Origin of the sequence: Mesorhizobium sp. M7A.F.Ca.AU.002.02.1.1, from assembly GCF_003998535.1 — a bacterium.
Classification (GTDB): domain Bacteria; phylum Pseudomonadota; class Alphaproteobacteria; order Rhizobiales; family Rhizobiaceae; genus Mesorhizobium; species Mesorhizobium ciceri.
The window spans coordinates 16105-30267 of the sequence record NZ_RZPB01000006.1 but is presented as its reverse complement, the minus strand read 5'-3'; the positions used below and the strand labels follow the sequence as shown (position 1 = coordinate 30267).

The 14163-nt window shown below is 60.7% G+C and carries 21 protein-coding genes; 9 read left to right on the top strand and 12 right to left on the bottom strand.

What is annotated here, in order from left to right; all coding sequences use genetic code 11:
- A partial coding sequence (locus tag EN879_RS01185; RefSeq protein WP_164774293.1) for a xanthine dehydrogenase family protein subunit M occupies positions 1-964 on the bottom strand: 964 nt, incomplete at its 3' end.
- Between the two features lies 1 nt (position 965).
- Positions 966-1583, bottom strand: coding sequence for a (2Fe-2S)-binding protein (locus tag EN879_RS01180; RefSeq protein ID WP_013531562.1), 618 nt, complete (start codon positions 1581-1583; stop codon positions 966-968).
- Between the two features lie 181 nt (positions 1584-1764).
- On the opposite strand from EN879_RS01180, the gene EN879_RS01175 reads away from it, so the two are divergent.
- From EN879_RS01175 to EN879_RS01155, 5 genes are all read left to right on the top strand, one after another.
- Positions 1765-1935, top strand: coding sequence for a hypothetical protein (locus EN879_RS01175; RefSeq protein WP_082826673.1), 171 nt, complete (start codon positions 1765-1767; stop codon positions 1933-1935).
- Positions 1936-2034: 99 nt separating this feature from the next.
- Positions 2035-3210 (top strand): HlyD family secretion protein, encoded by a 1176-nt coding sequence (locus tag EN879_RS01170; RefSeq protein ID WP_244514300.1) that lies wholly within the window; start codon positions 2035-2037, stop codon positions 3208-3210.
- An 11-nt stretch (positions 3211-3221) separates the two neighbouring features.
- Positions 3222-4802, top strand: a complete 1581-nt coding sequence (locus EN879_RS01165; RefSeq protein WP_082826674.1) for a DHA2 family efflux MFS transporter permease subunit — start codon at positions 3222-3224, stop codon at positions 4800-4802.
- Between the two features lie 117 nt (positions 4803-4919).
- A complete protein-coding gene (locus EN879_RS01160) occupies positions 4920-5237 on the top strand; it encodes a hypothetical protein (RefSeq protein WP_013531559.1) in 318 nt (105 codons plus the stop codon).
- A 44-nt stretch (positions 5238-5281) separates the two neighbouring features.
- Positions 5282-5725: a PPC domain-containing DNA-binding protein gene (locus EN879_RS01155; protein ID WP_027161655.1), complete on the top strand. Its 444-nt coding sequence runs from the start codon at positions 5282-5284 to the stop codon at positions 5723-5725.
- Positions 5726-5748: 23 nt separating this feature from the next.
- On the opposite strand, the gene EN879_RS01150 is transcribed toward EN879_RS01155, so the two are convergent.
- Both EN879_RS01150 and EN879_RS01145 read right to left on the bottom strand, forming a co-directional pair.
- The gene (locus EN879_RS01150; protein WP_063168023.1) at positions 5749-7023 is read right to left on the bottom strand and encodes a DUF763 domain-containing protein; all 1275 of its coding nucleotides are present in this window, start codon (positions 7021-7023) and stop codon (positions 5749-5751) included.
- A 100-nt stretch (positions 7024-7123) separates the two neighbouring features.
- Positions 7124-7732 (bottom strand): cysteine hydrolase, encoded by a 609-nt coding sequence (locus EN879_RS01145; protein ID WP_063168024.1) that lies wholly within the window; start codon positions 7730-7732, stop codon positions 7124-7126.
- A 200-nt stretch (positions 7733-7932) separates the two neighbouring features.
- On the opposite strand from EN879_RS01145, the gene EN879_RS01140 reads away from it, so the two are divergent.
- Positions 7933-8328: a GFA family protein gene (locus EN879_RS01140; RefSeq protein WP_027161657.1), complete on the top strand. Its 396-nt coding sequence runs from the start codon at positions 7933-7935 to the stop codon at positions 8326-8328.
- Between the two features lie 24 nt (positions 8329-8352).
- A complete protein-coding gene (locus EN879_RS01135; RefSeq protein WP_027161658.1) occupies positions 8353-8772 on the top strand; it encodes an HD domain-containing protein in 420 nt (139 codons plus the stop codon).
- 43 nt (positions 8773-8815) lie between these two features.
- Here EN879_RS01135 and EN879_RS01130 read toward each other — a convergent pair whose 3' ends face one another.
- The 4 genes from EN879_RS01130 to EN879_RS01115 form a co-directional block, all read right to left on the bottom strand.
- A complete protein-coding gene (locus EN879_RS01130; RefSeq protein WP_013531554.1) occupies positions 8816-9226 on the bottom strand; it encodes a DUF427 domain-containing protein in 411 nt (136 codons plus the stop codon).
- 123 nt (positions 9227-9349) lie between these two features.
- Positions 9350-10246 (bottom strand): alpha/beta hydrolase, encoded by an 897-nt coding sequence (locus EN879_RS01125; protein WP_063168025.1) that lies wholly within the window; start codon positions 10244-10246, stop codon positions 9350-9352.
- Positions 10243-10419, bottom strand: coding sequence for a hypothetical protein (locus EN879_RS01120; protein WP_013531552.1), 177 nt, complete (start codon positions 10417-10419; stop codon positions 10243-10245). The genes EN879_RS01125 and EN879_RS01120 overlap by 4 nt, the downstream gene beginning before the upstream one ends.
- 89 nt (positions 10420-10508) lie before the next feature.
- The gene (locus EN879_RS01115; protein ID WP_013531551.1) at positions 10509-10703 is read right to left on the bottom strand and encodes a DUF2934 domain-containing protein; all 195 of its coding nucleotides are present in this window, start codon (positions 10701-10703) and stop codon (positions 10509-10511) included.
- Positions 10704-10997: 294 nt separating this feature from the next.
- Between EN879_RS01115 and EN879_RS01110 the strand changes: the two genes are divergently transcribed.
- Positions 10998-11255: a hypothetical protein gene (locus EN879_RS01110; RefSeq protein WP_013531550.1), complete on the top strand. Its 258-nt coding sequence runs from the start codon at positions 10998-11000 to the stop codon at positions 11253-11255.
- 10 nt (positions 11256-11265) lie between these two features.
- Here EN879_RS01110 and EN879_RS01105 read toward each other — a convergent pair whose 3' ends face one another.
- Positions 11266-11502 (bottom strand): hypothetical protein, encoded by a 237-nt coding sequence (locus tag EN879_RS01105; protein ID WP_013531549.1) that lies wholly within the window; start codon positions 11500-11502, stop codon positions 11266-11268.
- Positions 11503-11593: 91 nt separating this feature from the next.
- Complete coding sequence (locus EN879_RS01100) at positions 11594-12046, bottom strand: membrane protein (RefSeq protein WP_013531548.1); 453 nt, start codon at positions 12044-12046, stop codon at positions 11594-11596.
- A gap of 193 nt (positions 12047-12239) precedes the next feature.
- On the opposite strand from EN879_RS01100, the gene EN879_RS01095 reads away from it, so the two are divergent.
- The gene (locus EN879_RS01095) at positions 12240-12989 is read left to right on the top strand and encodes a DUF1236 domain-containing protein (protein WP_127273922.1); all 750 of its coding nucleotides are present in this window, start codon (positions 12240-12242) and stop codon (positions 12987-12989) included.
- Positions 12990-13117: 128 nt separating this feature from the next.
- Here the strand turns inward: EN879_RS01095 and EN879_RS01090 are convergent, their stop codons facing one another.
- Together EN879_RS01090 and EN879_RS01085 are read right to left on the bottom strand one after the other, a co-directional pair.
- The gene (locus EN879_RS01090; RefSeq protein WP_013531546.1) at positions 13118-13282 is read right to left on the bottom strand and encodes a DUF3309 family protein; all 165 of its coding nucleotides are present in this window, start codon (positions 13280-13282) and stop codon (positions 13118-13120) included.
- A gap of 156 nt (positions 13283-13438) precedes the next feature.
- Entirely contained in the window at positions 13439-14056 is a 618-nt protein-coding gene (locus tag EN879_RS01085) for an NAD(P)H-dependent oxidoreductase (RefSeq protein ID WP_013531545.1), read from the bottom strand.
- Positions 14057-14163: the final 107 nt, after the last annotated feature.

Here is a 14163-nt window from a genome sequence, read left to right as displayed (position 1 = left end):
GTATCTTGAATGCGTTATGCTCGCGCGGTCTGGCATCGGCGAAGGCAGCCTCGGCAGCCTCTTGCGCCGCGGCTTCGTCAAGCACTTTGCCCTGTAGCGCGTCCTCTGCTTCGCGCGCCCGCCACGGCACCGTCGCCACACCACCAAGCGCAATGCGCGCACTCCTTACCGTCTCGCCATCCATGTCGAGCGCAACAGCCGCGGACGCCAACGCAAACGCGTAGGATTCGCGATCACGAATCTTCAGATAGCGCGACCGGCTGCTCCACCGTTCGAGCCGCACTTCGATGGCGGTTATGAGCTCGTCGGCGGCGAGATCCGTCTCGATGTCGGGCGTGTCGCCCGGCCGTTTGTGCAGCTTGGCAAATGCAAGCGTGCGCCTTCCCCGCGGACCTTCGATCTCGACGGTGGCATCGAGCGCAACCAGCGCCTGCGCGAAATCGCCGTGATACGTGGCGATGCAGGCATCGCTCGTACCCAGCACGGCGTGTTGGCGATTGGACCCTTCCATCGCAGCGCAACCGGAGCCGGGTTCGCGCTTGTTGCACGGCCAGGAAATCTCTCGAAAATACTCGCAGCGCGTACGTTGCAGCACATTGCCGCCCAGGCTCGCCATGTTGCGAAGCTGACCGCTGGCGGCGAATTTCAGGCTGTCGGCAAGGGCGGGGCAACGCCGCCGGACGTCATCGTTGTCGGCTGCTTCACCCATGCGGACCAGTGCACCAAACCGGATCGTGTTATCGTTTATCCTGATCTGCCGCAAGGCTGGCTCGGCAAGAGTGTTGAGGTCAAGCAGTCGGTCCGGCCGCGCGACACCGAGCTTCATGTAGTCGGCCAGATTGGTGCCGCCGGCGATGAATTGCGTGTCGGCGCCGGTTGGCGGAACGCGCACGGCATCGACACGGGATGCCATGGCGATTGCAGCGGAGACGCTGGTTGGTCTTTCATAAACGAAGGGGCGCATCCTAAGCCCTCCTGATCTCGTCGCGCGCCTGGACGATCGCCGCAACGATGTTGGGATACGCCGCACAGCGACATAGATTGCCGCTCATATATTCGCGAATGTCATCTTCCGATCCAGCATGGCCTTCGTTGATGCAACCGATTGCGGACATGATCTGACCCGGTGTGCAATAGCCGCATTGAAAGGCATCGTGGTCGACGAAGGCCTGCTGGACCGGATGCAGTTCCCCGTCCGTCGAGGCCAGGCCTTCCACCGTTGTGATCTCCCGCCCCTGGTTCATGACGGCAAAGCTCAAGCAGGACAGTACCCGCTTTCCATCGATCAGAACCGTGCAGGCGCCGCACTGACCGTGATCGCAACCTTTCTTGGTGCCGGTCAGGCCGACGTGGTCGCGCAGAGCGTCAAGCAGGCTGGTTCGATTGTCGAGCGCGAGATTGTAGGTCTGTTTGTTGATACGCATTGAAACCGCCGACAAGTCGCGCGGTTCGGCTGGCTTTGCGGACGCTGGCTGGGCAGCTCTCGTCGGGGAATTCACAAGCGGCATCGCCGCCGCCGCCGAAACAGAGGCCGTCATGAACATGCGTCTGCTCAGGCCACTGGACATCTTGGCATCGGGCATGGCTGGCTCCGGGCTGGCTGGGTCTCAAGCGGCCCAAACCAGTCGCGGAGGACAAAGTTCCCTCCTCACGAGCCTGTGATCCTTTTTCTGCTGGCGGGATCGATATAACCGGAACCTCGCCTGTCGAGCGATGGTTGTGTGCCAAGAGCCGGTGTGTGCCAAGGGCCGGAAGGAGGCGATCATGAGCGATGGTCGGCATGACAAGGACGGTGACAATGGACCTGTGTTCTCTGCGGAGCAGGCGAGACAGGGCGAGATCATCCTGCGAACGCGCACGCGTCGGGTTATGTTCATAGCCGGCTTGGTCGGTATCGTGATCCTGGCCATCGTGGTCAGGTTGGCAATCGGCTGAACCAATTCCGCCAGGCGCGAAACCGTGCCCGGTCGCCAGGAACCTTTTACGACCAGTTGTCGTTGACTGGCCACGGTCAAAACTCCTGGGAGTTCTCCCGTGGACGCGAAAACCCAAACCGAAGAATCTGAAACCGGCGACACGCACGCCACGTCACGCAGGGCCACCTCAGAGGCGGCGCCAAAGCACCGGAGAGACGTCGGTCAGGAGCACAAGCAGGATAAGCAGGCCGGAGAACCAAAGCCCAGCCTGCTGAGCTTCCCTCGGCGGCACCCTTACATATCCATCGCCATCCTGCTCGCAGTGCTGCTGATTGCCGTAGGGCTGGTCTTGTGGTGGCTGGACGCGCGTCAGTATGAATCGACCGACGATGCTTTCATCGACGCCCGCACGGTGACGATCGGTGCCGAGATATCGGGTCGTATCACCGATGTCGCGGTCACCGACAACCAGTCTGTGAAAGCCGGCGACGTGCTCTTGCGCATCGACGACAGCGACTATCAGGCAAGCCTGGCGGAAGCCGACGCCGGTGTGGCCTCGGCGCAGGCCGAGATCGTCGATGTCGGTGCACAGATCGAAGCACAAAACGCCAAGATCGATGCGGCACAGAAGCAGGTGGCGCAGGCCCAGGCCGCGCTCGAGTTTGCCAAAGCGGAGGACAAGCGCAACCGTGAGCTGCTGGCCAAGGGAACCTCCACCCAACAGCAGGCGGAACAGGCCGCTTCTACCCTGCGCCAGGACCAGGCCGCCCTCGACAGCGCCGGAGCAAACGTGGCAGCCGCGAAAAGCCAGGTCACTGTTCTGCAAGCACAGACCAAGAGCGCGCAAGCAAAGCTCAATCAAGCCAAGGCCAGCCAGGAGCAGGCCCGCACCATGCTGTCGCGCACCATCATAACCGCGCCTGTCGCCGGTCGCGCCACCAGTATCACGGCCGCCAAGGGCACCTACGCCCAGCCTGGTCAGGTGCTGATGATGTTCGTTCCCGACGAGGTCTGGGTGAAGGCTAATTTCAAGGAGACCCAGCTTGATCTGATGCGGCCGGGACAGCCCGTCGACATCGATATCGACGCCTATCCCGAAAAGAACTTCCACGGCCGCGTCGACAGCATCCAGGCGGGCAGTGGCACCGCCTTCAGCCTGCTGCCGGCCGAGAATGCCACCGGCAACTTCGTCAAGGTGGTGCAGCGCGTGCCCGTGAAGATCGTCTTCGACCGACCGCCGGGCGTGCTGCTGGGTCCAGGCCTGTCGGTGGTGCCGACAGTCAAGGTGAGATGAGCGCCGTCGAAATGGCTGGTGAACGGAGCGAAACCCGGTCCGCCGCCGGCGGGCGCAATCCGTGGCTGATCGCAGTCGTCGTCTCGATCGCCACCTTCATGCTGGTGCTCGACACCTCGATCGCCAACGTGGCGCTGCGCAACATCGCCGGCAGCCTCGCGGCCGGGATGGACGAAAGCACCTGGGTGATCACCACCTATCTGGTCGCGAATTCCGTGATCATCCCGGTTAGCGGCTGGTTGGCCAGCGTCATCGGCCGCAAGCGTTACTACATGCTTTGCGTGGCGATCTTCACCATAGCGTCGCTGCTGTGCGGCCTGGCGCCCAATCTGGAAATGCTCATCGTCTTCAGGATCCTGCAAGGCCTCGGGGGCGGCGGCATGGCACCCAGCGAACAATCCATTCTCGCCGACACCTTTCCACCCGAAAAACGCTCCCAGGCATTTGCTCTTTACGGCATTGCCGTCATCGTCGCACCGACAGTCGGGCCGACCATCGGCGGTTGGCTGACCGACCATTTCTCCTGGCACTGGATATTCTTCATCAATGTCCCGTTCGGCATCATGTCGCTTGCCTTGGTGCAGTGGCTGGTGGTCGAGCCTGATGTGCTCGAGCGCGAACGGCAGGAACGGTTGAAGGGCGGCCTCAGAATAGACTGGGTCGGTTTCATCCTGGTCGCCACGGCACTCGGCTGCCTGGAGATCTTTCTCGATGAGGGCCAGCGCAACGACTGGTTCGCATCAGGTTTCATCGTGACCTTCGCGGCGATTTCGGCGGTCTCATTTCTGCTGCTGATCCCGTGGGAATTCAGTCACCGCGATCCGATCGTCGACGTCCGCCTGCTGTTCAGCCGCCAGTTCGGCACATCGTTCCTGGTGATGATGGCAGTGGGCGCCGTGCTGTTCAGCACCACCCAGTTGATGCCGCAACTGCAGCAGACCGCCTTCAACTATACGGCGACCCTGTCGGGCCTGTCGATGATGCCGGGTGGCATCGCAATGTTGATGCTTATGCCGATTTCCGGATTTGCCGGCGCCATCGTCCAGCCCAAATACCTGATCATGGCAGGCATGTCCGTCGTCGCTGTCGCGCTCTGGCATATGACATCGCTCACCCCGGACGTCAGTTTCGGCTTCTTTGCCTTCGCGCGCATCTTCCTGATGATCGGTTTGCCCTTCCTGTTCATCCCCATCTCGACGGCGGCTTACGTCGGTCTTGCTCCGCAGCAGACGAACCAGGCGTCGGCACTCATCAACGTTGCCCGTAACATCGGCGGAAGCATCGGTGTGTCGCTGTCCAACACGGTGATAGCCCAGAACGCGCAAATCCATCAGGCAAACCTCGTCGGCCACACGGCACAGTCGTCACCGGCCTACCAGCAGGTTCTGCGTCAGGCGACCGAGCACTTCGTGGCTCAAGGCTCGCCGATGATCGACGCAAAACAGCAGGCGCTCGGCTGGATAGGACAGTTGATAGCGCGGCAGGCCTCATTGCTCGCCTATATCGATGTCTTTCGATATTGCGCGGTAGCGACCGCACTGCTCGTTCCTCTCGCCTTGCTGCTGCGCTCTCCCCGGCCCGAAAAGCGTTAGCTCGCGCCGCGGCGGTGTATGGCGCTGCCCCGCCATGCGGCCTCGGCTTCGCGAACTTATGTTGGAACCACCGCGTCGGGTCGACGTTCAGCCCTTGTTCAACAGGAGGAGCTGGCCATGCCACGAGGCGACAAATCGAAGTACACTGACAAGCAGGAGCGTAAAGCCGACCACATTGCCGAAGGTTATGAGAAGCGCGGGGTTTCCGACAAGGAGGCAGAGCGGCGCGCATGGGCAACCGTCAACAAGGACGATGGCGGTGGCAAGAAGGAAGGCGGTTCGGGCCGCGGCAAACACACGGGCCATCCGGCGGCGCACAAAGGCGGCAAAAGCGGCGGCAAGGCATCGGCATCACGGTCTGCCGCAAGCCGATCGGAATCGGCAAAGAAAGCTGCAGCGACCCGCAAGCGCAATGCGGAACACCGTGCCCATTGATCTGACGGCGGCGCTCAATGGGGCCGAACGATGGAAGGACAGGGATGAAATCGCAGCTCGTCAATGAGATCGGCGGACAAAGGACATTTGTCCTGGTGCTCGACCCAGGCGAAGAAGCGTTCGCGGCACTGACCGCCTTCGCGGTCGACCAGAAGATCGGCAGCGCGTCCCTGACCGCCATAGGGGCTTTCGAAAAAGCCACCGTGGGCTGGTTTGATCCGGACGCGAAGACCTACCGCAAAATCCCTATCGACGAACAGTGCGAGGTTCTGAGCGCGATCGGCGATGTCGCACTGGGTGATGACGATAAGCCCAGCCTGCACGTCCATGCGGTGCTGGGATTGAGCGATGGCACCACCCGGGGTGGACATCTGCTTGATGGCATCGTTCGGCCAACGCTCGAAATCACCCTGGTGGAAGCGCCCGGCCATCTGCGCCGCAGCAAGCGCCCGGATCTCGGTGTCGCGCTCATCGATCTGGACGATTGATCTACAGCCGCTCTAGCTCGTTCTCAGGCCTTCTTGCTCCGCTCAGCAGGTGCTGTGTCCGGGGCCGCTTCCCACCCGAACACGCTGCGCCCGCCAAGCAGATGCGACTGGTCGAATTCTCCCGCGACAATTTCCTTCAGGCTGAGGCCGGTGACGTATCGTTCGACTTGCCGCGACTGATCGTCGAGCCGCCTCAAGGCGCCGATTTCTTCATCGCGACCGAGCTTTGCCTTTTGCACGGCCGACTTCAGCACGCCGATCGTCTCGTCATAGACCTTAAGCGGCACAGGGAACGGGTGCCTGTCCTTGCCGCCATGCGCCAGCGAGAAGCGGCCGGGATCGGAAAAGCGGCAAGGCGCGCCATGCACCACCTCGGCAACGAGGGCCAGCGCGCGCACCGTGCGCGCGCCGACGCCGGGGACCAGAAGGAGCTCGGCGAAATCGGTGGGACCGCGGTCCGCGGCGGCGGCGATATTGCCGTGAAGACGATGCATGACGACATCGCTTTCGCGAACGTCGTGATGGGCCGGCATGACCAAATGCGGCAGCAGCGGCTGCTCCGGTTCCTGCCGGCGCCTCGGCTCCGCGCAACGCTCCAATGCTGCAAGCTCGCCCAGGATGCGATCGGGTCCGAGCTCCTGCAAAAGGTTCAGTTGCCCTTGGCGCGACGCGTCGGCGCGCCTGTCGGTCAGGTTGACGATCTCGCCTTGATTGATGCCCTCGATGGCGGCATGCGGCTGGTCGACAAAACTCTTGAGCCCCTCGGAGAGCCAATGGTAGCGGCGCGCCACCTTGCTGTCACCGTTCATGCCTTGCTGCACCACGACCCAGCGACCGTCATCGGTGACGATGAAACCATGCAGGTAAAGATCGAAACCGTCCTGGACTGCGGCGCTGTCGACCTTGGCGACAAGACGGCTGACGGTGGCCAGGCCCGCTCCGTCAAAGCCGACGCGTTGGCCGATGGCTTCGAGTTCATGCGGGGTTTTTCGCGAATGCGCGCCGCGACCACCGCAGACATGAATGCCGAGCTCGCCGGAAAGCGGCGTGAGGCCACGCTTCAAAGCGCCCACGACGCTGGTCGTGATCCCCGACGAATGCCAATCCATGCCCATGACAGCACCAAAGGACTGGAACCAGAACGGATGCGCCAGCCGTCGCAGCAGTTCGTCTCGACCATAGTGATGAATGATCGCTTCGCACATCACGGCGCCAAGACGCGTCATGCGGTCGCCGAGCCATTTTGGCACGCGCCCGCCATGGAGTGGAAGATCAGCACTTCCCGATCGTTGCGTCACGTCTGCTATCCGTTCTGGTGTCCGTTATTCTCTTAACAGATAGGCAGCCAAACCGCGCAAGGAAGCATGGACACTTTCCGCCGAGCCGAGTTGGCGAACGTCAAGTCCAGTTCGAGAGAACCGTTTCCATCTCAACCGTCTCGACCTGCTGCGCGAAACGTTGGTGGTAAACGGTCAGCAGTGCGTCGTGGGTTGAATCGGAAGAACTGCATAGCGCGTCCGTGACGAGAACCACGCGATAGCCGAAATCGATGGCTCCGAGCACCGTGGCCAGAACGCAAACATCCGTTTCGCCACCGGTGATGACGAGCGTATCGATGCCGCGCTCCACCAGGAAGGCTCTGAGGCGCCCTTCGAACCAGGGCGAGTAGATGTGCTTGTCGATGATCGCCGCTGGCGGGCAGTAGCCGGCTAAAGACGGCAACAGTTCGGTCATTTCAGGCCCGATCGTCTCGATCGTCTGTGAAGCCCAGCGCTCATAATAGCGCTTCCAGGTGCCGACGCCCTGCCCCGGCTTCTTGGCTGGCAGGAAGCGTGTAAAGACCGTCTGCGGCGCGCGTCTTTCGACCAGCGTCTCGATCTGCGGGAGAACCCGGGTGATCCAGGGTGTTGCCCATTGAGACGGCTCGGCAAACAGCCGCTGCATGTCCACGCAGACATGCATGCATCGATCGCCCAGGGGACCGTATGCCAGCCCCGGCATCGACATCAGTGCGTCTCCGACCGGCCAAGCATTCCTGACTCCTCATTTTGCCAGCAAAGACACGCAACGCCGCGCGCAAGCACTGGTTCCTGAGATAGCCAACAGGAACCGACGCAAATGACCGGCGTTTTCGCTGTGATGAATGGAGGTGCTCGCATGAGACCGCGCGAGAGGCGTTGGAGCCGCAAGTCAACCGGGGCGCCAAAATGGAACTGAGCGGAGGATGTCTCTGCGGCACGATCCGCTTCCGCGTTGGAAGCGAACCGAGAGTGCATTACTGCCATTGTGATATGTGCCGGCGAGCGACCGGCAGTGCGTTCGCGGTTCTGGCCTGGGTGCCTTCCCAAAGCGTGACCTGGACCGATGCGACGCCGACCTATCGCAGGTCTTCGCCGATTGCCTGCAGGGGGTTTTGCTCCGCCTGCGGATCGCCGCTCAGCCTCGCCTATGACGCATCGCCGGGAGAGATCGCGCTTCATGTCGGAACGTTCGACGATCCGGCTCGCCTGGAGCCGCGCTACAATTATGGATCGAGGCAGCGACTTGGCTGGGTTTGCTGCGGAATGGACCTGCCGCACCACGACACCGAGGAGCGATGGTGAAACCATGTCTGAAGGGGAAGCCTGATGAGCATGTTTTACCGGGCGGCCAAGATTGCCGAAGAGGTCCACCAGGCACAGCGCGACAAGACCGGGCGACCTTATATCGAGCACTGTCGCCGTGTCGTTGACGCGGTCGAAACCAAGGATCAGAAGGTCGTCGCCTATCTCCATGACGTCCTGGAAAAGGGCGAAGGCTGGGACCGGACCAGGTTGGAAGAGGCCGGTTTTGGCCCGACGATCGCGTCGGCCGTCGACGCCATGTCGCGTAGGGACGGCGAGGATTACTTCGCGTTCGTGCGACGAGCGGCATCGAATCCATTGGCGCTGCCGGTGAAGCGCGCGGATCTGGCGGACAATATCTGGCAGGCACGACAGGCCGGGGCATCAACCGTCAGATACGAGGAGGCACTACGCATCCTTGATGAAGAGTTTCCACGCGGTTAGCACCTGCCTTGAATTTCAGCTCGCGCCGATGAGAACGGGCAATCTACTCCGTGACGTGGGGCGTATGCCTTCTGTCCTCCGCGGGCTCGACATCGATGCGCGCCTTTTCCGGATCGAATGCACCATGACGTGCAATGGCCCGCGCCGCGGTTTCAGGCGTCTCGTACGCCCACATGAAATCGTCAGCCGAGCTGCCCACGGCATGGACGCGCCAGTAGCTCGCGGTACCTTTCAAAGGGGAGCGGCTGGTGGTGTTCGTTTTTTCGAAAAGGTCAAAATAGATGTCTTCGAAAGGAATATAGAACACGGGCTCATGTCCTTCTTCCTGAAGCACTTTCGCCCGTTCCGTGGCAGCGACTATGGCGTCGGAAAATCGTACCGTCACCGTGCCCGCAAACGGTTCTATGGCCAACTGGCCAGCATGGTGTCTTGAGATTGCGCCTGAAGCTTGCATCCAAATTCTCCCTGGCTGCCGATTGATTGCGAGACCGCATTTCGGTTCGTCATGCATGGAGACGAAATGCGCGGCGATGCGTCAGGTTCCGGCCTTTACTATGGGGTCGATGGCGCCCCTCCTTCAGCGCTTGCCATGGCTATCGAGAAACGCAGCCAACATTCGCGAAACCTGATCAGAAGCCTCACGCGTCGGGAAGTGTCCGATGCCATCCAGCACCACCCGCCTGTAGAACGCGGTGAAATGCTCTTCGAGCCCCTCTGAAGACTGGGCAAACACAACGCGGTCGTCACCACCGTGAAGCGTCAGGATCGGCACGGTGATGATCTTGACCGTTGCTTGCCGGCGGGCGAGTTCAGCATAACGCGGATCGGGCTCGGCCTCTTCCCACCGGACCCGATAGGAATGCAACGTCACATCCGCCCAGTCAGGATTTTCGAACGAGCTCGCAACGCCATCGAAAATGGCGTCGTCGAACCAGCCTAATGGACCCCAGCTGTCCCACTGATACCTGGCGAATTCCTTGCCGTTCTTTCGTACGAACTCGGCGCCCCGTGCGGTCGCCATGAACCATTGATACCAAAATGCTTTCGCCTGTTCGGGCGTCGGCGTTGCTGGTTTGCCTGGTTGCCAGCCGAGGGACAGCGCAGCGCAGCACTTGATGCGGTCCGGAAAAACCGACGCGAGCAGATAGGATATCCGAGCGCCCCAATCATGTCCGACAACTGCAAAGCGGCTGATGCCAAGCGCATCTGCAAAATCCAGCACATCCTGCGCCATCGCGGCAATCTCGCCCGAGCGCATGGTTTCTTTCGACAGGAACGATGTCGGCCCAAAGCCTCGCAACCAAGGGGAAAACGTCCGGAAGCCAGCTTCATGAAGCATCGGCGAAATACGAGCGTATGTCGTCGCGTCGTCGGGCCAGCCATGCAGCAGGATAACCGGGGCGCCGTCCTGCGGTCCACCATCGAGATAGGCGACGCGCAGCAGAGGTGTGTCGCAATGTGAGACGGAGTTCATTTGCTCTGAGGCACCGTAGCTGGCTGGTCGCCGCCAGTCGTGGGGCCTGGTCTGGCGGCCTGATCAACCTGTGGGTTCTTGTTGCTGGTGGCTTTCATCGGCTCGGTGTTGTTGTCGCAGGCGCCGAGCGCAAGGGCAGCGGCCAAGACCAGGAATGAAAAGAACCTCTTCATCGAAACCTCCTCTGGTTGATGCCCGGCAAACGAGGTTCCGCCAATTTGGTTGCCCGACCGGGGTCCTCAAGACGCCATGGGATTGCCGATCAACGCTTCGAGCTATTGGAATCGGCCGCAACTGTCGGGTCAGGCAGAACCGGGCCACGTTCAGTCTCCGAACCCTCAGCTTCGATCTCCTGCACGGCCCGATCCCAGTGCTCCTGCTCGCGGCCTACCGGCCGGCCCTCTTGTTCCCAGATTTCATAGGCCCGTCGTTTGATCTTTTCTTCCCTGCTGTCCATGGCTAGATCCTCCAATTCGTCAGTCTCAATTCCGGGCCATATTTTTTGTTCCTCCTCTGTCGGCAACAGCCGCTGCCGGATTTCGGGAAGGCCCTTGTGGATTGCATGGGATGACCGGCTTGGTAAATTTCGTACCGATATTTTTTCGTGACACACCTATGCTCGCAGTTTTATGAATCAGGATATCGGCCAGCGCCGAGCACGTCCCTCTCCGATCCCACTGCCCGGCGCTCAACGCCGGATCGCTCGTCGCATCGACATGGCGGGCTGTTGCTTCGATTGGAGGTGACGCTCATGCGGGAATTGCCGAAAGACATCGACGCCGATGTGGTCATCGAAATCAGCAAGCTGCTGGACGACAGCCCGCTTTTCGTCCCGGTGCGGGTTCATGAACTTGCGGCCAGGGTGAGGCAGAGGGTGAAGACCGGCCTGCCAGACCTTTCGATTGAAGAACTGATCGTGGAGATGGCCTCCGTACGTCAGCTGGCCATGGCCTTTGATCTGCCTGGATCGGAGAATGTCGTGCAAATCCCGGTGCGGTATCGCCGCTAGCACTGCGACATCAAACGCTCCATCCGGAGGTCAGAACAAGCGACGCCTCAAACATCTGCGCACCGATCTCATCGCGTACCTTGACGGTTATCTTGACGAAATCGCAGTCGGGCATTTCGTCTTGGGCGACATCCTGCAAAATACGAATTGCTTCCGCTCTGGCTTGTTCCCGGGATTCGAACAGCTGCCCGTCATCGTCGGGTACCGTGCCGTCACCGTTTTGAAGATCAAAATAGTACCGTTTCATTTTTCCTGCCGCGCTGGAACATCTGGCGTTTCAATGATTCCGCTTCATGGTGGTTCCTGCCCGCTGGCCGTGCTGGTGACGACGTGGTCGTTCAACGCACCGCAGGGCGAAGCGCCGATATGAAAAGCACCAGCAACGCCAAGGCGTTGAGGCCTGCGGCGATGGCATGCGAATACTCCCATTGGCGCCGCAGCAGCTCCCAGTTTTCAGGGAGGACAGTCCAGTTCCGGGTCGCCTGATTGATTGGATAGGTCAGCGTCCAGAAGGCAAACTGCGTGGCGCCGATGCTTAGAAAGGCGACAACAACCAAGCCGAAAGATGCGCTCGCTCGATAGAGCAGGATCGCCAGGGCGGCCGTGGAGAGCAATGCTCCCAGCACCACGATGCCGAACAGGCTCCATCCATCATAGGCGCGCTGCGCAGCCAGATAGTTTGGCCCGTCGAGCTTCATCTTGTTGAACATAGCGAAGAAATGCGCGGCGGCCGGAGCGAAAGCCAGGGCAACGAAAATGAAGCTGACCACTCTCAGACTATAGATTGCCATGTCGGTCTCCTCTCCGGAGACAGCTAGGGCAATCGCCAAGGTTGAAAAGGTCGCTTTAACGGCGGCTTCCGCCCGCGATCGTATGATCTCAAGCGGGGTCGTTTTTTAGCACTCACGCATCTATCTCGGAACATTTTTTTTGGGTGCTGGTTCTACCCAGTGAAGGGACGAACCTTACCCAGGGAGATTTCCCATGAAACGTGTTCTCATTACCAGCATGCTGGCCATCGGGCTCGGCTGTGGAACGGCGGCGGCTCAGACACAACAGACCGAAAGCCAATCTGGCGCAGACGCCAACTGCGCTTCCGGGCAGGCTGACTGCCAGAACGGCTCCAAGATGGGCGAGCAGGCCCAGGGCAAAGCCAAGCTGAAGACCGACGAGCAGGCTCAGGGCAAGGCCGGCACCACCACCGACCAGCAGGCCCAGGGCAAGGCCAAGCTGAAGACCGATGAGCAGGCTCAGGGCAAGGCCAGCACCACCACCGACCAGCAGGCCCAGGGCAAAGCCAAGCTGAAGACTGACGAGCAGGCTCAGGGCAAGGCCGGCACCACCACCGACCAGCAGGCCCAGGGCAAGACCAAGATGCAGACCGACGAGCAGGCTCAGGGCAAGACCGGCACCACCACCGACCAGCAGGCCCAGGGCAAGGCCTCGACACAGGATACGACGTCGACCGGTTCCATCAACAACGTGACGGTGGAGCAGAAAACCCAAGTCACTCAGATTATCCGGGAGACGAAGGTCGAGCCTGTGTCCAATGTCAATTTTGACATCAGCGTCGGCGTCGAAGTTCCGCGGCACAAGGTCAGGCTGCATCGGCTGCCGGCTCGTATCGTCAAGATCGTTCCCGCTTACGAAAGCTACGAGTATTTCGTGCTTGCGGACGGTCGGATCGTCATCGTTGATCCGGATACGTTCAAGATCGTGCTGATTTTGACCTGATATGTCCGACGAGTGGTCCGCCCTCCAGAGGGCGGACCGTCATTGCCGGACTGCTATGGATTCAAAGCAACTCCGAAGAGAACCGCAAGCGGCAGGTGATACAATCTGCCACCGCATGGCGGACTCGGCTAGAGACGCCCGAGCACGACCAGGATTATGACTATAAGCAGCAGAAGACCGAGGCCGCCGCCCCCGTAATAGCCGGTGCCGTAGAATGGCCCGCCGCCAAGTCCACTAAAGCCGCCAAGCAATGCGATAATCAGAATGATGATAAGAATTGTGCCGAGACCCATGACTTGCTCTCCTGTTTGCGGCTTCGCGCCGTGTAGACGGAGCGGCGGTCGCCGGCTGATGAGAATATGAACTCGCTACAAGCCTTCCTGTTCCCGATTGAGACCTCATCGACGCTGCAATGTCTGGCCGCTCAAAGTTGTTTAGGCGAACAAAGGTCATCCCGAGACGCCCGAATAGCCCTGGTCTTTCAGCAATCCAGCGAGATGGGCGGCGTTTGAGGCTGCCATTTCGATCGCACCCGAGACTTTTTCCGGAGTTGCCGGCAGGTCGACATAGTTGACGTCCTCCATCGCCTCGCCAACCCAGTAGACCCCGCCATTGGCCGGGATGGTGAAGCCGACATCGTTCAATGCCTGAAAGCATTCCGCGTGGCAGTGATGCGCACCGTCCTCATTACCGACGATGGCCACCAGGGCCACCTTTCCTGCTGCCGGCATTCGCCCTCTGTCATCCGTCTCCTCGAGAAAGGCATCCATCCGCTCCAGGACGCGCTTGGCCACACTCGAGGGCTGGCCAAGCCAGATCGGAAGCCCGAGCACGAAGATGTCGGCCGCCAGTATCTTCTTTCTGAGTTTCGGCCAATCGTCGCCCTCGCCCATGTCGGAGAGCACGCCGGGCTTGATATCGTGGCTGAGCGCACGCACGATCTCGCCCTTCACATCGTATTGCATCAACGCCGCCAGGACATCGGCGAGCAACCGATCGGTGGAGGATTTTTCCCTGTCGTTCGAAGCTTTGAGCGAGCAATTGAGTGCGAAGGCCGTAAGCGGCATGTGAATCTCCCTGCATTGTCCTAATTGCAAACCGCCGCGACGACTTCGCGACTGCCCATTCGCCCGTTGCGGGATCGCCCGGCATTCTAACGCCAGGGTTAAATGCT